We start from the raw sequence: 21,097 nt of genomic DNA on the forward strand, positions 1-21,097 counted from the left end.
CCTCCTTTTCACACTCTTGCGTTTTTGCGTATCAAACGATATACATACGTTTCTAATCCTAAAATAAAATATGAGATACATAAGCCTTTTATCACCATCTCTACAAATCCTAATGCTAAAGAAACAATGAGCCCACCCCGAAATTGAAAGGGTCTTGTCACCCTTCGATTCACTGGCTTTTCAATGACACCAAAGTTAGCCCAGGTTGGTAAACGTTTTTCCACATTCTTTATGGTGCCCATTAATCCATATTTAAGCGACAAAATGAAACATCCGATTAATAAATACACAATGGAAGAAAAATAGACTGACAGGCCCATAACGATAATTGTGAGCAACCAACCTACCAAAATGGAATTTCGCAAAGCGATATATTCTCGATTTCTTTTCAAAACAAACAGTCCTTTCAAAATAAATAAGGTTATTTTTATTTGGAAAATATTTACATTTAATTATAAGCATGATATGATACGTCTATATTAATTTACGAACTAGCCTAAAAAGGATTGTGATAGACATGTTAAAACTTGTAGTAGATAATACGGTAACAGAACAAGAAACAGATTCAGCTTTTTCAAACCTTTTCACCTGCAAAGACTGTGTATACTATCTTTCAAAATCGAATTCTTGCAGTCTATTATTAGCATCTGATTCAAATAATCCTCTCATCCCTTATGAGTGTGGGAATTTTGAGGAAACCTATGAAATCGGAACGGAAGATCCATTGAATTCACATATTCATCAACGACTTCGTGAAGAAAAAGCACAAATACTGGCTGAAAATTATCCAGCACAACCTTCTATTGATCCTATTCATAAAGAAGCATTATGGTATGGAACAGCAGATTATGGTTGTTGGATTGTAAATGATGCAAAGAAACGTTTTGCTCTTGCAGGACAGGTTCCTTTCGGTGATAATAATATGTCATCTGAAAAATACGCATCTCCTTTCCCTTTACATGATCATGGAGCAAAAGAAGGTATTAGGCACTATATGTGCTGGTATGTAAACGAAAAAGGAATAGGCGAATACCATCTACTTATTGGTGGTGTCATCATGAAAATTGCAGAAGGAGTTAAGAAACTTGGATTCAATTACTAATCACATCTACAAGAAAAGAATGTTAGAACATACGATATTATTTAGCCTGGTACATCTGGTACCAATCCTTATCTTTACCGGCATCATATACTTAGTACTAGATCTTTCTAAGTCGGAATGGCATACTTGGCTTATTTATGAAGGAATCTTTACGATCCTGTTCCTCATAACAAGATTCCAAGTCTTTCAAACGAAAAAAAGTATTCTTTCTATGAAGCAATTCGAGAAATGGTTTTCGAAGTTAAATATTATTTTAGTTTCTATTTTCCTTGTCTGTTTTGCAGGCATACCAGCTCTACTACAATTTGTGTTCATTCTACAAATGGCACTCATTTTCTATCTATTAGAGCGTAGTTGTCTGTATATCGAAAGATTACCAATACATAACGTCTATAAAATCAAGGCAATTATTTGCGACAAAAAACAACTGAAAATTGAACGAATTATCCCCAATAACGAGGAACACGGCACTCTTACAGTTCAAACAAAAGATGAACAATACTTTTTATATACAGCTGTATATCTAAGTGGCTTATTATCCCCTATATCACCGGAAGTATTTGAAGAATACGAACGAAGAAATCATATGGGTAGATAAAAGGTACTGAATATAGATTCAGTACCTTTTTCATTCCTCTTATATGTGTTTCTTTACATATTCGCAAATAGCCATGGAGCGAGTACGGCTAACATACAAAGTAAACAAGATCCCGTTATGACACGATTGGACCAACGATAATACTCAGGTTGTTTCGTACTCTCATGGATTTTTCGTAAACGAATACCTGCAATTAACATAAATGGTGTAAAAATAAGTGCTGTTGATTTAAACAGGTCTAAAAAATCCGTAAAGATGTTCATAAACGAAACTACATCGGAACTGAATAAAAAGTACACACTTAGTCTCATCGCCATCATACTAACGAATGAAAAGATCATACTCCCTGTCGCCCACTTCATCCATTGACCATTCTTCGTAATTAATGCCATAACCATGACAATAACGCCTAATACGAAAGAGATAGAAAAGATGTTTACCCCTACTTTAAAGGCCGGTGCATACATACCCTCAATTTTTTGTATTAATGATGAACCGAATGAATCATCCTTCTCTGGTGTTTTGGTTCGATTGTTTAATCCCTCTTTAAAGGATGACGAAACATCATTCCCTTTTAATTCATTAAAGTCCATTTTTACAGATGCATGTGCTGCTTGTAATGGTATAAGTAATAAGACCGTTAAGAGGAGTGTACATAAGACACCAATCATCCCTTTTTCTTGTTTCATTACATATCCCCCGCTAATTTCGGTTTAATGCTCTTTAATTTGATTTCAGTTCCTTCCGCAACATAATAGAGGTCTGCTGAATAATAAATGTTCGCTTTTGTATATGCCCCCATAATTGCATTCGCAATTTCTTCTTTCTCTACTACCACATATGTTTCATTTTCATTGTAAAATTCAATTTCAATTCGATTAATATTATTATTTAATACTGTGATATGTAGCTCTTTTAAGCTATTTAGACGATTTCCTAAGCCACACACTAGCTTAAATACCTTATTCGCAATCGTTGGTGGCTTGACATACGTCGTATTAAAATGAATGGTTTCATCATCTAACACACCATCTTCCTCGACTGCACACGTCATAATGAAAGAGTGATTTTGTTTTTCAATTTTTTGTTGACTCAACTTGCGATCAATGACATACTTCACGCTTGTTGATAGGTTTTCTATATATTCATCCAGTTCGGTATTTGAAATTTTAACCTCTGAGAATTCCGGGAAAATCATGTAAGCGTGTATATTTGAACTACTTTTACTTACACGCAATACCTTTACTTGTTTCTTTTCGTAGCGCACCGTCTGTTCTAATTTTTTTACTACATTGTTACTCATATGATCTATAGTCATATATCATCAGCCTCCAATAATTTTAATATAATAGTCTTAAATACAATCTCATGTATATGAAGCATTGTAATGTTAAATAGAGTTCTCGAAGCTCCTATTCTAAGATCAATAATCATTTTAACCTTAAAATATTTTGATATTGCAATGACTTACAATGTCTCATTATAGTCGAATATCCTTATATGGTGAATCATTCCGTCCCACTCATTTGTACAAAAACAAAAAAATATTTTGTCCTTGTACAAATGAGTGAGAACCTAGTGTGTTTAATGCTATATAACTAAGAAAATACCAACTAGGAAATAGATTTATATACTCCCTAGTTGTCTATCACTCCACCCAACTAATGTATAGGAATAAGTTGAATCGACCTCTAATTCTATATACAATAGTTTATTTTCTGGTAATATCTCTCCCTCTGTATGTATCCAATAGCGCTTCCTATTAGACATATTCATCACACGTGTCAGTCCTTGTTCTCGTTCTATCACTTTTGCGGTCCACTTTACCACATTCCCATCCTGCGCTTCTGATACTCCTTGTTGAACAGGAAGTATATGTTCTGTTTCTGGTGGAACCGGCAACTGTTCTAGTTCTGGAAATGTATCTTCATACCCTACAAATCCCTCTGGTGTATCCATATCACTTGGAAACGGTATGTCCTCATCACTCGGGAATGGGATATCATATACTGCTTCAGAAGCAGGAGTATGGTGAAAATCTTCAACATACTCCACTTCTTCTACAGCTTCAATTTCCTGTTCTAATTTGTTACTCGCTTCTTCACACAGATTCTTTTGAACCGATGTAGCAACTAAATCGTAAATACTTGCTACATCTTTTTCTAAGGTGATTTCCTTCGTAGGAGCAGTAACACGCTCTTGTTCTCTACCAATTGGTCTGTTTTCTCTCGGGCACCAATAAACGGGACGTTCCACCGGTGCCTGTTCTATTTCTTTTTTCTTTGCTTCTTCTATTAGCATGTTTTTTCTGACTTTTCGAACCACAAAAAACATATAACAAAATAAAGCGATAAAAATCGTTGTAAACATGATTTTCCCCTCTCAGTTATGCAAATAAATCGAACTCAAACTGACCCTCGATCACTTTGCTTTTTCGCTTCCCATTCTTTTTAGCAGTATCTACTTCAACAATCACTTCATCCCAGAATGCAATATCTTGTTTTTGAACCAGCATACGCTTATCTGTATTCAGCGTTGTTAATGTACGAATGATACCTTCTACTTCCCCATCTATTTCAAGTTCACGTTTCTTCACTTGAACACCAGGTACTTTCCCTTGTTGAATACATTCAACAGCCTTTTGTACAAATTGGGCATCTTTCATAAATGCAACATCCATTGTTCCTGGTAATTTTTCCACCCAGTTCGTAAATTGAATTTCAATCGATTCAAACACAGGTGTAATCACATTACCGATATTTGCAAGAACTCGTTTCGATTCTTCTGATGCTGCTTTTGTCCATTCTTCTGTTGAACCTTTTAATTGATTTCCACTCTTAATGTTTTGAATTAATAGAGTCTGTAGATCCCCTGTATCACCAAGCATTGCATTTAAACCATCACTTGTCGCATCACCATTCATTGCTTCAGCAGCCTTGTTCTTTTGAGCAATTAATTGTGCCATCTGCTGTTGGAAGGTTTCTCTGTAAGCAAGATAGAACGTTCTACATTGCTTTGTTTGACCAATGCGCCAATGTCTTCTTGCAGCCTGGTTTAACGTAAATAAGCTGAATGATAATTGATAGAAAATTAGCGTCGGTGTTGCAAGCAAATCGAGGCCAACTTTCACAAGTTCTTGTGAACAGATGATAACATTTACACCGTTATTAACTTGCTCTTTTAGCCATTCACTACGTTTTGGCGGAGTAACTGTATTGGTACGGAGAATAGCTACTTTCGCACCAGGTACTTGCTCTGCAACCTTCTGTAAACGAGGCTGAATGTCTCGCTCTTTCACTGTAGATCCTGTATCAGATACATAAATGATAGTTGGACGACCTTCAGAGATTTCAGTATGCAATATTTCTTGCAATTTCTTCTCCTTCGGCTGCATACAATCCTCATCGAATCTATATTCTGCATTAGACCAAACAATATTTTTTTCATTCCCATCTAAGTAATAGTTAGGATAACGATTCATGTTATCTGGGTATGCATTTCCTGTACGAATATAAGAAAGCCACAATTTGCCGACATCTGGTGTACCTTTCGCTGCCTCAATTGCTTTTTCAAATAACTCTTTCATATGCTCATAGGCTTGTTTTTGCTCTTCAGACATATCAACAAGAATCGTAGGTACATTGATTAGCTCAACTGGATTTGGCCATACATCTTTTAAACGTACATTTATTGTTGTATCCATTAAAAATTGGGTAAACACATACGGTGAAATACCAGGTACTACTTTAGTTTTATCTAGCATTCCTTGTGCACCACGCGAAGCTACATTGGATACAACTTCACCATCATGGTAATATGTTCTCTCGATGTTTCCGTAAGTCTCATTCCAATCCATTAAAGAACTATATTCAAACCCACTCTTCACCATCTTGGAAGGATATAAGCGCCATAACGTATAGAACACATCACTCGCTTTTCCTCCGAAAAGAGTTCCTGTTCCACCTACAAATTTCTTACAAACTTTAACTAAACTTCCCAGGGCAGTTCCTTGTGCAGTTTCACTTTTCAGCTCATGTATCTCATCAGCGATAAGAGCATCAAAGAAGTGTTTCATTTTCCTACGAATATACTCAACAGTTGCTACCTTTCGATATGCTCGCCCTGTTTGTTTCGCATCATATGGTTTCACACGATTCTCTAACTCTAGTTGTTTTTGCAAAGATTTATTTCCTTCTTTTATTGCTTGTACTAATTTATTTTCATATTTCGTCCAGTCTTTAAAACTTGAATATTTCATTTTTACTTTTGGACTCCAAATATTCGAATTGCAATCAGCACAGGCACTGTTTTTATTTGTTTTCGAATCTAAGTCACTTCCTGTAAAATCTTTATACTGGCAAACTTCTTTCTGATCGCCATTAGCTTGTTGAACCATAATAGAAGAAGTTTTTTTACGTAACTTAGCACCACAATCTGGACAGTAGTATCCATTCTTATAATATCTTTGCACCTCTTCCTCTGATTTCTTGGAAAGTGGTATTTGCTTATAAGGTAATGGCATCTGTTTAATAGAGTCCCCTCGCATTGTTGTAAAACTAATAACAAAGAAGGTTGGTTTTTCTGGTTTTGGTCTTCCAGCCTGAATCCAAGATTGATGAATTCGAATCAGATCCTCTGTGCGTTTAATAAGATGTATCTCTGCGTCTGGTATTAAGTGTCGTATTTCTTCTTTTGCCCACTTCTCCGTAAGAGTTGGTGGAACAAAAACGCATGTACGGTACCCTTTTTGTCCTTTTAAATGAAAATATCCGTCTACTGCAGCTGTCATGATCGCGCTTTTGCCCACGGACATTTCACCCTGTATAATAATTCCTTTTTGTACTTGTAATGCTTTTGCTGCACCTGTTGCTACATGTGCTTGTACAGGGAATAACGGTCTTTGGTATGTATCAAAATGAGATAATGCCTGATCTTTCATCGGTTGATGTAAAGGCTCATCTAATTTTGTTACCTTATCGAGCATGACAGGCGAATATTCCAATAGGTATTCATTTAAATCATTTACTTCATTGATTTTTTCACCTGTACCCTCTTGCGGGAATTGACATTTTCCAGACCGGATCATTTCTGATAAAAACTCTTTACAATCCTCTTCTTTTAGTACGACTTGTGCAATAGATAGAGAAGAAAATTCATTCTTATCGAAATACACCTCTAATGGTTGTAATAGATTCCTTGTTAGCATCTCCTCATAAATTGGCTTCGCCCACTCTTCTAAAATCGGCAAGCCGTACGGAGGATCCATTAAGAAGTCTCTTACTTGCATTTCTGGTGCTTCGTCAATTGCAACAATATACTTTTCTTCTAATTCTTTAGAAAACGCAATAATTGCCTTTTTTCTATTTGCTGTTTGTGTATTTATAAACTCAAATTTTCCTGTCGAGATCACATTCATTTTTTTACCTAACACATAATGTAATTCTTCTTTTTGTCCCTCTCCAAAATACAAGCGACGAGTCCCAATTGATATGGCTGCTCGGAATGACTTTAATGTACTGTCATTCGCACCTAATACTGCAAATTGGATTTGGTGATGACGATTTACTGCCATAGCAAAACAGAAAGCCGAATGTGAAGCAGTGGCTGTCTCCAATTGCAACATTGCTGGTGTTTGTTCCTGGTCAAATGTATGTTGTTGAATCATTTCGTTTATCATAATATTTGTTCCCTCCTAAAAATAAAAAACGCATCATATTCGATACGTTTCATGTCCTACTCATTTAATTTGTTGTTTAAAAATCTACAAACTGTTTCCACTCTGGTAATGACTGCTCAGCCGCATGTAAAATATCGTCTACACCTTGGAATAGTGAAAACTGTTCTAACACTCCCAAATGCGTACCTGTACTGATCTGAGATGCACAAAGGCAAACTACCGTTAGAACAATAGCGATTCGGAGCACACGATTACTAAACTCCCAAGCAATATATAATGCTCCTATTCCTAATAGTACAGACATAGCCTTCTTCCTTTCCTAGACAAGTTCTTTGACTTCACCATTTGGCGTTGCGATGATAAATTTAGCGCGACGTTTTTGTAAAACAACTTCTTTCGTTGTTTTTTCCAATTGCTCGAATGAAGTTTCAAAAAACACATTTTCAGATCCACGAACAGCATGGAGTGTATTTCCTTCACCAAGCAAACCGTCTGCCACACCTGTTATCAGCAATAGTCCTAATTGTCCGGAAGCAATTGGCATCTTTGCGCTTTCAGCAGCTGTCTTCTCACATTGAAGCGAGTACCCAGTTCCTCTATTTAAACGCTTCTTAAATGTTGTGATACCCTCTGATTTCCCAACACCTTCGTAAGCACTTTTATAATCCACTCGTGATGTAAAAATAAGTTTATTTTGATGACACAATTCAGGTATTTCCCAACTTTTTGCATTGACCATTTGAGCTAATGTGCTCACATGTTCTTTAACAAAAGTCAACTCTGACATATTCTCACAGAAATTAGTGAACCGATCGTTAAAGTATATATCATTTTTCGTATTTGCACGTTTACGGCCGATAAAAACACATTGCTTGAATTGCTCAAATTCTTTATTTTCATCACCAAAACGCATTAATCCGATCTCCTCGTAATTCTTAGCTAAGAAGTAGCTAATTTCATCTCGAGCAAAACGATCGTATGGAATGACATACACCATAACGCCACCTTCTTGTAAATAATGGTGAGCACGCTTTAGGAAGTTGTACTCCATTTTCTCTGATTTTGTATTTTCTGTACGAAGCTCCGTATTATAAGGAGGATTTAAAAAAATAAGCGGAAAATAGTCATGACTAATCATCATACTTTCAAAGCCCGAGCGTACCACTACATCTAATTGCTCTTTTGCTTTGCCATATCGATTTGCATCTAGTTCCACGCCATATGTATCAAGTTGTATTCCAACTTGCTTTACCTCGTCTGCAAAACTTCGTAAAATTGTACCTTCTCCACAACATGGATCAAAGCAAGCATAAGCTCGCTCTGGTTCCATTTGTAATAGTTGCATTAAGTGTTGCCCTTCTGTTAGTGGTGTTGGATAAAATCCTGCCGCTAAATCATTTCCTATGCGCATAAAAGTTCCCTCCAAGTTCTTTTTTACAATAAAAAAAGGAAGATCCAAGTATATACATCACTTAGTTCTTCCTTTTACCCTCTATAAACTACCTCGACTTGTTTAAAATGGTAGTTCTTCATCTGTAATCTCCGTTAGCTCATCCATACCCGCAAAAATATCATCCGGCTCTTGGGATTGCTCTCTTGTTTCCTGCTCTTTTGGATCACCAAATACCGTCCAAATGTTATCTTTTTTCATATTTATCCCTCTATCTTTCTTATTTTTCAGTTTCATAAACAATTTCTTCGTATTCAAAAAAATAATTTTTCAGCCTACGGATGATCTTACGAAACTTTTGTTCAGCTACAATCTTAGTACCCTGGTAAAAACTTTGTTGCCCGACAAAGCGCCATAAGATTACATAGCCTTCCTTTGCTTCCTGAATGCCCTCAATAAATAATGCTATTTCTTGAGTAGCTTCTTTTTCATTAGTAGCACGTGGTTTAAAGTACTGAAATTTACCATCTGGTAATGTAATTTCAGCCTCGTAACAACCTCGCATTTGATTTAATCTCCCTCTTGTTTCAGATGACATTGTAGATGTAGCGTATGACTCCTGTTGATATGTCTCTATTCGTGTTTTATGCTCCTCTACTGTTGGTAATAGTCGTAAGTGTCTACAATCTTTTTTCATTTTGTTTTATCTCCTCTACTGTTTAATTTGCTATGTTTTGATACATAACCCCGCCTGCGAACTTGAAAACAACACAAAAAGGGCTTCTTCAAGTCGATTAAAAATGTGCATAGCAAAATAAGCTATATATACACTAATCGGCTCAAAGAAGCCCTTTCACAATTGAAACAAGACGCAACTTGCTTCTACAACTCAACCACAACACATAAGGTGTGGGAATAAACGGAATCAAATAAACTAACAATATAACTATATATTACATAATAACATTATGGATTTCAAGAAGTATTAATTAAAATTAACGCATTATCCAAAAGAATTCTTATTCCTCAAGCTTGTGAAGGATGATAGTCAAAAAGAATTTGGGTAATGCGTTAAGGTTTAATGAAATACTATCAAGTGTTTTACCACTTTCAATCCACACACCAATAAGCGGTGCGGCGAAAGAGTTTGTGAAACTGCTGCTTCACAAACTAAATTTCAATCCACGCACCTACAAAAATAATAAGATTACCTGATTTAGCAGCTTTAATTATATCTTCATATTTATATCAGGTACTTCACTTATATTTTCTTGCTTAATCTTTATTTCTTTCTTCACATTTATTCCTCCAGAAACTCTAGTATTAAATATATCTTAACAAAAAATTATATAGAAAAGGTAAACTCACATACTCTAGAGCTTAATTTCCTGTGTTCAAATAGGCTGTCACAAAATTAGAATGCATCTTTTTTTGGATAACCGAGTAGTTCCGTTTGGAACATAATTTGTAAAGATTATATCCTACAATAAATTCATTACTTCTTGTCTTTCTATCCACTTATCTAGCTTATTCTTCGTATCATCATTTAATCGTTTTCTTTTACCGGATAACATCCTTGAAAGTGTTGAATATGAAATTTCAATCTCTTTTGCTAATTCACGTATGCTCTTATTATTCTTCTCTTTATACGTGTTCATCTTTTCAATATAGAACTCGATACTATCAGGAATTTCTTGATTTAGTATACTTATTGGCTTCTCTTCAATTACTGGTGGCTTTTCCACTCTAAAGAAAATTCGGCTCGGTTTTTTTACATATTTCATCTCAATGACAATCAACTAATCTAAATACTGTTCTTGAGAAATATTAGTTTAACTAGCCGCGTTCTAGGATTTTCCCTACATATTTTTCTTGTGTTATTCCAAATACATCTATAAGAATTTTATTATATTCTTCTTCGGTTATAGATTGTTTTGTTTTTTTACCTCTGCAAGTTTCAGTGAAACTTTGTTTAGTAAGTGAAACATATCCTGTGTCATTCAATTTACATATAATATGTCCCTTGTTAAAAGGTGATTCTTTATGTTCTACAATAATTCTTTGTATTTCATTCACCTTTGCTTCACTTATTTTTTCTAAAGTAAAAGCATACCCAATTTCCCATGCATTTGTAGGCTCAGAACCAAGAAAATCAGCTATTTCTCCATTATTTCCTTTTTTCATTTGTAGGACGTAAGTCCCTTTTAGAGTGTCCTGTTTACAAATTCGATATTTTCCTGTTTGAGAAGAGATAATTTCTCCACTGAATGGAACAGGGTACAGTGGAAGATGTGAAGCAAACCCTCCATCAATAATATATTTTTGATTCTCGTGAGTCATAATGATGATTACATGACCATCATCTGGTTTCCATTTCTTATCTTTCAAATCGTATATAGTTCCAGCTACTTTATATACATCAAACCCACAATCAATTAAAAAGTAATATAATAATGAATTAAGTTCGTAGCATAAGCCACCACGTTGTCTAAGAAGCAGTTTTTCTATGAGGTTCTCTCTAGAAATATTCTTTGTAGATTGTTCCATAACATCTAAATTCTCATAGGGTAGAATTTTACCCATACGGAAAAGAATTTCAGGTAAGTCTTCAAATAATACCTTTTCCTTTACAGGAATCCCTAACCTTAAAAACAAATACTTCTGTAAATCAGTCACAGCGAAAACCCCTTTCTATTTATAGTAAATAATAACTATACCTAACAGGTTAGTACTTCTTAACATGCAATTCAAGTTCCGGAAATTTATAATAATATTCATTTCTGGAATCGATTCTATAAATTAAGAATATTCTAACTCATTAACTTATCCCCTCATATCAGTATAAAATGTGGCATATAATATGTATATTAATCCCTATAATCAAATGTAGTTTTTAATATTTTTATGAATTTAAGGAATCTTTCAGACGATAATTTGTTGCATTAACTGAACTTTATCAACATTTACAAGCAAAAAATATCTTGAAATAGTCATTTAATAGTTACATAAAACCTACTAATTTCTGAATTATGGTGATAAGATTTGCAAAAATTTAACGGTTCTGGTGCAAGAAATCTATAAAACTTGGACATACTGATCTGATACTATCAATCTAAAAAAGGACGTAATCTGTATACCTCTTTCAAATGAATGAAACCTTTGCACCAGATCCGAAATGAAGACGCCTCTCTCCCCTGCTACTCTATACGGATATATTACGGAATATGAAAAGTTCTTTAAATGAATTATAAAAAATATAGATATAGGAATAATATATACATACAAAATTAAATTGTAGTTATCTTCAACTATTACACCTAAAAACAGCGACTTATTAACTAGCTCTATTTTTGTTCGTTGTGTTCGTTTGTTTAGCGAGATTGCAAAACGAGTTCAATAAAGCAATTAATCTAGTTAATTGCTTTTTCGATTCATAATCTTATTTTTATTTTCTGTACAATACTTAGAATCCAGCAAAGATGAATTCTAATAATGCAAGTGGTATATAGATGAACCGTAACTTTAATATCGCTTATCTTTCCTTAACAACAAATAAGACGCTAAACCAATCACAGTAGGCCTACGATAATCGCTATTACATGTTTATAACCACATTCAAGTGTCCAATTTTTTCAATAAAAAGAGAGCATCCATAGCAGGAGATGCTCTTAATGGGGAAAGAAGCGTTAACTGAGAATTAAATAGAACACGTTGATTGTCCTACATTTCAATATATACTTGTCCTTATCAAAAGGTTCAATAAAATAGGCACCTTATTCAGGTGCCACATAAAGTGTAGGGGTACTAGTTGTATGTCAGAAAAGCCTTTCTGTATAATTATATGATGCTTGGCCTTCATTATGCCTAAAGTAACCTCTAAATACGTTTATTGTGTAATTTCTATGCAATAAAGAAAAAAGTAACCGTTTTGGATGCTTTACCTTTAAATATAAATCCCAAACCAATATTTAGGGTCAGTAAATGTTCACAAGTCCAATTTTTTAAAGGTCATCCAACGGTATTGCATTAACAATTTCCTCACTCAAATCAAATATGTTAATTAAAATTCGTTTCTTTTCTTTATTCGTTACTATTTCCTCAACTGTAATATTACCATCTTCATTTAAATGAAAAAGTTTATTTCGACCTAGTGTAACAGCCTTTTTCCCAATGTTTTTACGAATAAATAAACTACTATTAAATGGGCTATAGTTTCGAGTATTTTCCCAGCGCTCCTGTAAATATGAAAATTCGACATTATCAATCTCTAACCTACAGGTAATTTCTTTCTCACTGTGACCCGTTCGAAATACAATATCCCACAAATCATTAAAATTCGGATATATCTTGATTGTAAAAGGTAGAGGTCCTCCGATTGAAGGACGTTCTTGGGATAAAGGGACAATATCTTCAATCATTAAAATACCGTCTACCAAATATTGTTGATCTTCAATTGTAACAATGACCATGCCATGACTTGGACCATTTTCCGGTGGAGTAAGCCCTACCATCGATCCTGCCGCAGCGCGCACATCATATCCTAAAATTTTTATCAGACTGTATAAACCTATTGAATGTCCCCAACATGTCCCTCCCGTTGAATGTGCTAAAAAATTCGAAAAGAATTCTGAAGGATTTCCAATTGGTAATGGACCTGACATTTGATTTCCAAAATAAATCCTTTTATGTATATTATCTTGCGGAACATTTCTGCACCATGACTGATAAAGCATTCTCAGGTTATCTACACTATTTTTAGGCCATTGTTGAAACCCCAATTTACTAATAACAGCTTCTATCAGCTCCAAACTTACACCAAATTCCAAGCATATTTCTTCGACTTTATTAATATCCTTTTTTAATAGATTCACTGTATCAACTCCATTATATATTTTGAACATTTTATGAAAATTTATAGTGTAGCTATCCTCTTTTAAATAGAAAATAATGCATTAATATAACATATTCATACTATTTGGGACTAATTCTCATTCTCTAGTATGAATATGTTATATTAATGCAAATATTGTCACGTTAATAAGTAGTTTGTTTAATTTTGTGTATACAGCTATCATAATCGTATTTATATAAAAAATTAGTTTGGATTTAGTTTTTTGTTTACAGATGTTCTAATTTCTTTATTTACAGTGTATTGATGTATACCTTTGTTGTTGATTCTGAGGGTATCAGGGGATTTTAGATAAATTCAATATTTTAGAAAAAGCGAAAGTAAACTAATAGGTAAAAGTTTACTTTCATTTTTGTAAAAAAACGAAGTCTATAAAGAGACTTCGTATCGAAAAATATATATCTAGGAGACTCGGAGAGTGTCTACATATTCATTATAACCTATATATTTACATAATTGTTATTTAATTAGAAAATATGCATATTTTCATTTTTTAGATGTAAAATTTATAAGTGATTTATATCTAAATGTTACTATTTGGCTAATTTACAAAAAAAGAAATAAATAGTATTTTTTAGGAGTAAAATATTTAAAAAATAATATAAATATTGTATTCTTAATATAAGAGTTAGTAATTTTATTTTTTTCTCCTGAACAAGACTGAAGTTTGTTCTTGTTTTTTTATTTGAATTTTTCTGAAGAAAGGACTATCCTTCATTAAATAGGTATTATAATTGTAAGAATCAAGAGTAATTTATAAGAGATTCTAGGGAGGGCATAATATTGAATAATATCGGTAAAGAAATTCGTGAATTTAGAAAGACATATAATCTAGCCCAAAAGGAACTATGTAAAGGAATATGTCCAGTATCCCATTTAAGTCTTATAGAAAATAATAAAGTTGAAGCCAAACCTGAAGTAATACAATTACTTTCAGAGCGAATGAAGACATTTAAGTCTAATACTGAAATTCAGAATGATAATGTTCCGAATGAAAATATAGGAGAATTCTTTTTCAAAGAGCGATTAGAACATGGGATTACACAAGAAACCCTATGCTATGGAATATGTACGGTATCTTATTTAAGTAAAATTGAAAATAATAAACTGGCCCCAAGTTTGAATATCAAAAAATTGTTATATAAGAGATTAAAAGAAATTAAAAATAATACAAAGACAGTAGATTTAGAAATACTTGAATTAGAAAAGTTGTATGACACTATGATTTCTCTTTTTGATAAGGAAAAAAATAATGGGGCTAAAAAGATGTTACATCGAGGACTGCGATCTACAAAAAATAAATATCCTAAATTATACTGTTTATTTTCCTATCAAAATCATTTATATTTCGATCAAACAAATTTAAAAAGCTTTCTTGAAACAACAGCTATTCCTTTTTCAAAAACCAGAAAGACAATAAACAATTATCCATATTTTATATTGATTTAGCGACCTGTTATCAAAAGGAAAATCAATTCGAAAAAGCCTGTATATATTACCAAAAAGGCATCTCTTGTATAAGGATAGTGAAAAGTTTAAATATCATATCATCTCATAAAAATGTTCAATTACAATTTTTATAAGATAATATATTCAAAAGTTTAAGAGAATAGGAGTCAATTTCGACTCCTATTTTTCACATAGCAATTGTGGATATAGCTTGTTTGTAAATCAGTTGTTGTTTTCCATTAACCAACATAAGTACAGTAAAACGATCTACTCCAACAATTTGCCCTGGTATTCTAACGCCACTTTTTAAAAATAGAGTAATATTCTTTTTTTCTATTTTTAATCGATTATATTGTTCTTCTTGAAAGTCCCTCATTTATTTTTCCATCCCCTTTATACAAATATTCATTCCATAATAACAATTGTATCAAAAGAAACGAAAATTTTGCTAACAACATTTTATGTTACCTTCATATAAATAAACTATACAAAAAGAAAACATCAGGAGGAATGAGACTCCTCCTGATGTAAAGCTTTCCTTGATAGGTAAATATGTTTGTAATGCTGTAAATACTTCTCGTATTGTTCTAAAAAAATCTAACAGTGGTTCAATCAATTTAAATTGGATATTAGGTGTCGTTTACAATTGTACCCTGTCTGATAATCAAGCCGCTTAATTCAAAAAAGTGAAACCCGTTAGGGTTTATTTCGTATGCAAATCTTTCAATCACCTACACTTGCCCTTTAAGAAAAAGAAATAATCTCGTCTAAAATTGACTTTGCATAAGCTTAGGTTGATAGCGATGTGGTGCTACCCCATCGCTATCAACCTAATAAAAAGAAATGCCCCCTAAAATGAAAAAATACGCTATTCTTTCTGTAGAATCATAAGAAAGGATGGCGTTTTTGTATGTCTATTTCTATATCTGATGAATTACAACTATTTGCTCAAGAGATTCAAAGTTTTTTATCTCCAAATACCTTACAGGATCTTGCTAGAGATGTTGGTTTTGTACAACGAACCAGTAAGTACCAAGCAAAAGATTTAGTAGCTTTATGTGTATGGGTGAGCCAAAATGTAGCTATGACTTCTTTAACTCAGTTATCTAGCTGTTTAGAAGCATCAACAGAAGTACTCATCAGTCCTGAGGGACTGAATCAACGGTTTAATAAGGCGGCCATTCTACTTTTACAACAGCTACTAGCCGAACTACTAAGCAAAAAATTGGCCGAATCTATGCCGAGTTCTTCTCCATACACTTCTGTTTTCAAGCGTATTCGTATTTTAGATTCAACTGCATTTCAACTCCCGGATGTATTTTCATCGGTTTATCCAGGTGCAGGAGGATGCAGCCATACGGCTGGGATGAAAATTCAACTTGAGTATGATTTGTTAAGTGGACAGTTCCTACATATTCATACATATTCATACAGGTCCAGGTAAACAACATGATCGTACTTACGGCTCTCTGTGTGCCCCAACTGTGACGGCGAATGATTTATGTATCCGAGATTTAGGTTATTTTCATTTAAAAGACCTTCAATATATACAAGATAAAGAGGCCTACTATATCTCTCGTATCAAGTCGAATACACGTATTTATCAAAAAAATCCTAACCCTGATTATTTTCAAGATGGAAGAATTAAGAAAGGTACAGAGTATATACAGATAGATATGGAGACGTTAATGAACTCTCTTCAACCAGGACAAACATGTGAAATAGCTGATGCTTATGTAGGTATGATTGATAAAGTGCCAGCTCGTGTAATTGTTCATCGATTAACAAAACAACAGCAACAAAAACGATTACAAGATCAAGCTGTAAGAGAAAAAAAGAAAGGAATGAAGTATTCTCCTCGTAGTAAACGACTCAATGGTATCAATGTATATATGACAAACACCCCTACAGATATTGTCCCGATGGGACAGGTACATGACTGGTATTCTTTGCGTTGGCAAATCGAAATTTTATTTAAAACGTGGAAGTCATTCTTTCAAATTCATCATTGTAAAAAGATAAAACCAGAACGATTGGAGTGCCATTTATATGGTCAATTGATTGCCATCCTACTCTGTTCTTCTATCATGTTTCAAATGCGCCAATTGCTCCTCATGAAGAAAAAACGAGAGCTTAGTGAGTATAAAGCCATATATATGATTAAAGACTATTTTCTTCTTCTATTCCAAACTATACAAAAAAACATCCAAGGGCTATCAAAGGTGTTACTTCGCCTGTTCAATCTCCTACAGCAAAACGGGCGGAAATCTCATCGATATGAGAAAAAAACGGTCTTTGATATATTAGGTGTCGTTTACAATTGTACCCTGTCTGATAATCAAGCCGCTTAATTCAAAAAAGTGAAACCCGTTAGGGTTTATTTCCTATGCAAATCTTTCAATCAGCTACACTTGCCCTTTAGAAAAAAGAAACAATCTCGTCTAAAATTGACTTTGCATAAGATTAGCTTGATAGCGATGTGGCGGGACCCCAAAATAGATTTTCTAAAATTTTAAATAAACTTAAAATTCTGTTTTATATTTATAAATTTCTTAACATTTACATAATTAGGTAAATATTGTATTATTTTAGATAATTGAAAAATATTAAAGATATTGAAAGGGGAAAATTCACATGTTAAGTAAAAAAGTTTCTTGTTTAAGTCTAGCTACTGTAGTTCTTATGAGTGGAACAGCTAATGTAGCATCTGCAATGGAGCAAAGTTCAACTCTCGATTATCCTATTTCTTCTATTGAATCTACAAAAAAAACAGATACATTTTCAGATAAACTAATAGATTTTAAAGACAAAGAAAAAGAAGCAAAAAATTATGGAAAAGACCTTCCTAATCACAGAAATAAAATTGTAGTAACACCGAAAGCGAAAGAAGCTTTTGATAACTATGAGATGAATGGAACAAGAATGAATCAAGCATTAAGAGAAGGGAAAGTAGATGGATATCCTAAAAAGTATGTAGAAATATCAAAAGAATACGCTGATGAAATGGATAAAGTATTTAAGCAAAATACTGCTAGTGTACCAGATACAATTATGGTGTATAGATATACAGATGAAAAACAGTTTGGAATTAAACCAGGTACATTTTTTCCAAAAGATCCAAAAAACCCAAAAGAAACAATAGTTAATAAAGAATCAATTGAAAAATTCAAGAAAAAATATGAAGGAAAACCTGTTAAAGACAAAGGTTTTACAAGTACTTCACTAGCTATTCTTGATAAATACCTAGGAGGACAGCCAAAAACAATTCGTATGGACATTGAAGTTCCAAAAGGAACACATGCTGTATATATGGGAAATGAATATGCAGAATTAATATTACCAAGAAATGCTTCCTTAAAAATAAAAAAAGTTTCAGGAATTGTTGAAAAAGGAAAATTGATTGTAAAAGTTGACGCGAGTGTGGTAAATAAATAGTTTAATAAAGCTTGGAGATGAAGAATTACGAAAAAAGATCAACTAGGATGTTTGCGCTTGCACATTAATTGCTCCAATGCTAATTAATGGGTATGCCTCCTCCTGTTTATGCTGAAAGTAAGGCAAAAAAGCAAGTTAATACCAATTTAGAATAAATGAATCAAATTACTCAGATCTTGAAGGGTGTTCTGTAGTCCCTACATGTGATAATTTTACTAAAATAAGAAAAAATACCTTCCAACGGATAACAAAAATAACCAAACGTTTTTATAAAATTTGTATATATTTAGCAAGCGAAGAATCTATTTTGATCAATCTATTTTCAAAATGGATTCTTGTTATTTGTTGTTAAATAAGGATTAGATATGCATTTGAAAAATTTTTTAAAAGGAGCCGAAATAATGAGCCGAAAAAGAAAGATATTCACTGTTATATGCGCATTTGGGATAGGGTTAGCAAGTTATACTAATTGTACTGCTGCAGAGGTTTTAGATAACACTTCATTAAGAAATACTGGAGACATAATAAATTCTTCTACTACACCAAACAATTCTCAAGTAGCAGCTATTGCTAAAGAGATGAAGCCCTTTCCACAGCAAGTCAACTACTCTGGTATTATCAAACCGAATCATGTTTCACAAGAAAGTTTGAATGCTTCAGTTAAAAATTATTATAATAATTGGAAAAAGAAATATCTAAAGAATGATCTTTCTTCACTTCCTGGTGGCTACTACGTCAAAGGAGAGATAACAGGAAATGCAGATGGATTTAAACCGTTAGGAACTTCAGAAGGACAAGGTTATGGTATGATTATCACGGTCTTAATGGCAGGTTATGATGCAAACGCCCAAACTATTTATAATGGCTTATTTAAGACAGCGAGAGCTTTTAAAAGTTCCGAAAATCCTAATTTAATGGGTTGGGTTGTAGCCGATAGTAAGAAAGCACAGGGGCATTTTGATTCTGCGACAGATGGGGATTTAGACATTGCTTACTCACTTCTTCTTGCTCATAAGCAATGGGGATCAAATGGTACAATCAACTATTTGAAAGAGGCTCAAAATATGATTACAAAAGGTATTAAGACTAGTAATGTGACCAAAAATAATAGTTTGAATTTGGGTGATTGGGGCTCAAAAAGTACATTTGATACTAGACCTTCCGATTGGATGATGTCTCATTTAAGAGCGTTCCACGAATTTACAGGGGATAAAACTTGGCTTAATGTTATTGACAATCTCTACAATACTTATACACAGTTTACAAATAAATACTCGCCAACTACAGGATTGATTTCTGATTTTGTTGTGAAAAATCCACCACAGCCTGCACCTAAAAACTTTTTAGATGAATCAAAACATACCGATGCATATTACTATAATGCGAGTCGTGTACCACTCCGAATTGTTATGGACTATGCAATGTATGGAGAAAAGAGAAGTAAGGTGATTTCTGATAAGGTTGCTAAGTGGATAAAAAATAAAACTAAAGGTAATCCATCTAAAATTGTAGACGGTTATAAACTAGATGGATCAAATATTGGTGATTATCCAACAGCCGTATTCGTTTCACCATTTATTGCCGCTGGTACAACCAACAGTAATAATCAAGATTGGGTAAATAATGGATGGGATTGGATGAAGAATAAGAATGAAAGTTATTTCAGTGATAGTTATAATCTATTGACCATGTTATTCTTAACTGGGAACTGGTGGAAACCGATTCCTGATGAAAAAAATTTACAAAGCCCAATACATTCAGAAGTTCAGTCTGAATTTAAGGAATAGAATTCAGATTTCTATGAATATCAAAGTTGAAATTTCTCATCTCTCAAAAAATATAGAGATAGGCGTTTGATGGCAAAGCTTATAGTAAAAACCGTAGGAATACATATTCCTACGGTTTTTGTTCACACATTTTATTGTTTATATGAGGGGTAGTACTATATCACCATCAACTAAGAAGTTGGTTGTTCCCCAAACGGAAAAAATGAGCTGAATTCTCATAAATAACTGTAAAGTAATAAAATTTTTGTTTTGGGGACACTTCAAAATACTATCTTGATGACGATGGGATGAACCCCTAGTTGTTTTTATTTTCAAATTTCACAACTGGATGTTTCTCCTTATAGAGTGATGAAAGGAATTTCTTGTCCACATCAAGGGTTTCAAGAACTAGCTGTTGAGGTGTAAGTGCCAGCCACTGGTTTAATGAAATATCAGCATAATGATCACTTTTAAATATTTCAAGAAAAAATAATGATTCATCACCAATATTTTCTACATAATGTCCCATTGCAAATGGAACATAGCCAACATCTCCAGCTTGAAGATTAAATGTGCGGGCATGACCGTCAGCAGCGAATACCGTCATTTTTGCTTTACCTGAGATATAATATTGCCATTCATCCGTATTTGGGTGCCAATGGAGTTCTCTCATTGCACCAGTTGAGACTCCCACGACTGAAGTCGCAAGCCCTAATCCTTACGGATTAACGGGTGGGATTCTTGAATGACTAAGCGTTCGCAATCCATTTC

17 protein-coding genes and 3 pseudogenes are annotated in these 21,097 nt (G+C 33.6%); 6 read left to right on the forward strand and 14 right to left on the reverse strand.

Annotation, left to right across the window (positions count from 1 at the left end; translation table 11 throughout):
* Nucleotides 1–8 precede the first annotated feature (8 nt).
* Nucleotides 9–392, reverse strand: coding sequence for a hypothetical protein (locus MKX66_RS28610; RefSeq protein WP_341087872.1), 384 nt, complete (start codon nt 390–392; stop codon nt 9–11).
* Nucleotides 393–517: 125 nt separating this feature from the next.
* Here MKX66_RS28610 and MKX66_RS28615 point away from each other — a divergent pair, with 125 nt between their 5' ends.
* On the forward strand, nt 518–1,102 hold the full coding sequence (locus MKX66_RS28615; RefSeq protein WP_341087873.1) for a hypothetical protein: 585 nt from the start codon (nt 518–520) through the stop codon (nt 1,100–1,102).
* A complete protein-coding gene (locus MKX66_RS28620) occupies nt 1,086–1,700 on the forward strand; it encodes a hypothetical protein (RefSeq protein WP_341087875.1) in 615 nt (204 codons plus the stop codon). Before MKX66_RS28615 ends, MKX66_RS28620 begins: the two co-directional genes overlap by 17 nt.
* 53 nt (nt 1,701–1,753) lie before the next feature.
* Here MKX66_RS28620 and MKX66_RS28625 read toward each other — a convergent pair whose 3' ends face one another.
* The 11 genes and pseudogenes from MKX66_RS28625 to MKX66_RS28675 form a co-directional block, all read right to left on the reverse strand.
* The gene (locus MKX66_RS28625; RefSeq protein ID WP_341087876.1) at nt 1,754–2,389 is read right to left on the reverse strand and encodes a hypothetical protein; all 636 of its coding nucleotides are present in this window, start codon (nt 2,387–2,389) and stop codon (nt 1,754–1,756) included.
* The gene (locus MKX66_RS28630; RefSeq protein WP_341087877.1) at nt 2,389–3,018 is read right to left on the reverse strand and encodes a hypothetical protein; all 630 of its coding nucleotides are present in this window, start codon (nt 3,016–3,018) and stop codon (nt 2,389–2,391) included. The genes MKX66_RS28625 and MKX66_RS28630 overlap by 1 nt, the downstream gene beginning before the upstream one ends.
* Nucleotides 3,019–3,326: 308 nt before the next feature.
* Nucleotides 3,327–4,070, reverse strand: a complete 744-nt coding sequence (locus tag MKX66_RS28635) for a transposase (protein ID WP_341087879.1) — start codon at nt 4,068–4,070, stop codon at nt 3,327–3,329.
* A gap of 16 nt (nt 4,071–4,086) precedes the next feature.
* Nucleotides 4,087–7,377, reverse strand: coding sequence for a helicase-related protein (locus tag MKX66_RS28640; protein WP_341087881.1), 3,291 nt, complete (start codon nt 7,375–7,377; stop codon nt 4,087–4,089).
* 76 nt (nt 7,378–7,453) lie between these two features.
* Nucleotides 7,454–7,681: a hypothetical protein gene (locus MKX66_RS28645; RefSeq protein WP_326996645.1), complete on the reverse strand. Its 228-nt coding sequence runs from the start codon at nt 7,679–7,681 to the stop codon at nt 7,454–7,456.
* Between the two features lie 15 nt (nt 7,682–7,696).
* Nucleotides 7,697–8,788 (reverse strand): DUF6094 domain-containing protein, encoded by a 1,092-nt coding sequence (locus MKX66_RS28650; RefSeq protein WP_341087884.1) that lies wholly within the window; start codon nt 8,786–8,788, stop codon nt 7,697–7,699.
* Nucleotides 8,789–8,890: 102 nt separating this feature from the next.
* On the reverse strand, nt 8,891–9,028 hold the full coding sequence (locus tag MKX66_RS28655) for a hypothetical protein (protein ID WP_326996643.1): 138 nt from the start codon (nt 9,026–9,028) through the stop codon (nt 8,891–8,893).
* A gap of 19 nt (nt 9,029–9,047) precedes the next feature.
* Nucleotides 9,048–9,464: a DUF6018 family natural product bioysynthesis protein gene (locus MKX66_RS28660; protein WP_341087887.1), complete on the reverse strand. Its 417-nt coding sequence runs from the start codon at nt 9,462–9,464 to the stop codon at nt 9,048–9,050.
* 784 nt (nt 9,465–10,248) lie between these two features.
* Nucleotides 10,249–10,512, reverse strand: a pseudogene (locus MKX66_RS28665) (helix-turn-helix domain-containing protein); the annotation flags it as partial.
* 91 nt (nt 10,513–10,603) lie between these two features.
* Nucleotides 10,604–11,443 (reverse strand): arylamine N-acetyltransferase family protein, encoded by an 840-nt coding sequence (locus MKX66_RS28670; RefSeq protein WP_326996641.1) that lies wholly within the window; start codon nt 11,441–11,443, stop codon nt 10,604–10,606.
* A gap of 1,325 nt (nt 11,444–12,768) precedes the next feature.
* Nucleotides 12,769–13,638: an arylamine N-acetyltransferase gene (locus tag MKX66_RS28675; protein WP_341087890.1), complete on the reverse strand. Its 870-nt coding sequence runs from the start codon at nt 13,636–13,638 to the stop codon at nt 12,769–12,771.
* Nucleotides 13,639–14,459: 821 nt separating this feature from the next.
* Between MKX66_RS28675 and MKX66_RS28680 the strand changes: the two genes are divergently transcribed.
* The gene (locus tag MKX66_RS28680; RefSeq protein WP_326996639.1) at nt 14,460–15,125 is read left to right on the forward strand and encodes a helix-turn-helix transcriptional regulator; all 666 of its coding nucleotides are present in this window, start codon (nt 14,460–14,462) and stop codon (nt 15,123–15,125) included.
* Nucleotides 15,126–15,312: 187 nt separating this feature from the next.
* Here MKX66_RS28680 and hfq read toward each other — a convergent pair whose 3' ends face one another.
* Complete coding sequence (gene hfq / locus MKX66_RS28685; RefSeq protein ID WP_326996638.1) at nt 15,313–15,501, reverse strand: RNA chaperone Hfq; 189 nt, start codon at nt 15,499–15,501, stop codon at nt 15,313–15,315.
* Nucleotides 15,502–16,035: 534 nt separating this feature from the next.
* On the opposite strand from hfq, the pseudogene MKX66_RS28690 reads away from it, so the two are divergent.
* The 3 genes and pseudogenes from MKX66_RS28690 to MKX66_RS28700 all read left to right on the forward strand — a co-directional run bounded on the left by MKX66_RS28690 (nt 16,036) and on the right by MKX66_RS28700 (nt 20,347).
* A pseudogene (locus tag MKX66_RS28690) lies at nt 16,036–17,476 on the forward strand (IS4 family transposase).
* Nucleotides 17,477–17,759: 283 nt separating this feature from the next.
* Nucleotides 17,760–18,560 (forward strand): ADP-ribosyltransferase, encoded by an 801-nt coding sequence (locus MKX66_RS28695; protein ID WP_326996637.1) that lies wholly within the window; start codon nt 17,760–17,762, stop codon nt 18,558–18,560.
* Between the two features lie 401 nt (nt 18,561–18,961).
* Nucleotides 18,962–20,347: a glycosyl hydrolase family 8 gene (locus MKX66_RS28700; protein ID WP_341087894.1), complete on the forward strand. Its 1,386-nt coding sequence runs from the start codon at nt 18,962–18,964 to the stop codon at nt 20,345–20,347.
* Between the two features lie 295 nt (nt 20,348–20,642).
* Here the strand turns inward: MKX66_RS28700 and MKX66_RS28705 are convergent.
* Nucleotides 20,643–21,035 (reverse strand): annotated as a pseudogene (locus MKX66_RS28705) (cupin domain-containing protein); the annotation flags it as partial.
* Nucleotides 21,036–21,097 lie beyond the last annotated feature (62 nt).

It is taken from the genome of Bacillus sp. FSL R9-9530 (assembly GCF_038008145.1).
GTDB classification, from domain to species: Bacteria; Bacillota; Bacilli; order Bacillales; family Bacillaceae_G; genus Bacillus_A; species Bacillus_A mycoides.

Excerpts from the sequence above, each read along its gene's own strand:
- MKX66_RS28615 (WP_341087873.1), top strand. The coding sequence starts at position 518 with ATGTTAAAACTTGTAGTAGATAATACGGTAACAGAACAAGAAACAGAT.
- MKX66_RS28625 (WP_341087876.1), bottom strand. The coding sequence starts at position 2,389 with ATGAAACAAGAAAAAGGGATGATTGGTGTCTTATGTACACTCCTCTTA.
- MKX66_RS28630 (WP_341087877.1), bottom strand. The coding sequence starts at position 3,018 with ATGACTATAGATCATATGAGTAACAATGTAGTAAAAAAATTAGAACAG.
- MKX66_RS28635 (WP_341087879.1), bottom strand. The coding sequence starts at position 4,070 with ATGTTTACAACGATTTTTATCGCTTTATTTTGTTATATGTTTTTTGTG.
- MKX66_RS28640 (WP_341087881.1), bottom strand. The coding sequence starts at position 7,377 with ATGATAAACGAAATGATTCAACAACATACATTTGACCAGGAACAAACA.
- MKX66_RS28645 (WP_326996645.1), bottom strand. The coding sequence starts at position 7,681 with ATGTCTGTACTATTAGGAATAGGAGCATTATATATTGCTTGGGAGTTT.
- MKX66_RS28650 (WP_341087884.1), bottom strand. The coding sequence starts at position 8,788 with ATGCGCATAGGAAATGATTTAGCGGCAGGATTTTATCCAACACCACTA.
- MKX66_RS28655 (WP_326996643.1), bottom strand. The coding sequence starts at position 9,028 with ATGAAAAAAGATAACATTTGGACGGTATTTGGTGATCCAAAAGAGCAG.
- MKX66_RS28660 (WP_341087887.1), bottom strand. The coding sequence starts at position 9,464 with ATGAAAAAAGATTGTAGACACTTACGACTATTACCAACAGTAGAGGAG.
- hfq (WP_326996638.1), bottom strand. The coding sequence starts at position 15,501 with ATGAGGGACTTTCAAGAAGAACAATATAATCGATTAAAAATAGAAAAA.
- MKX66_RS28695 (WP_326996637.1), top strand. The coding sequence starts at position 17,760 with ATGTTAAGTAAAAAAGTTTCTTGTTTAAGTCTAGCTACTGTAGTTCTT.
- MKX66_RS28700 (WP_341087894.1), top strand. The coding sequence starts at position 18,962 with ATGAGCCGAAAAAGAAAGATATTCACTGTTATATGCGCATTTGGGATA.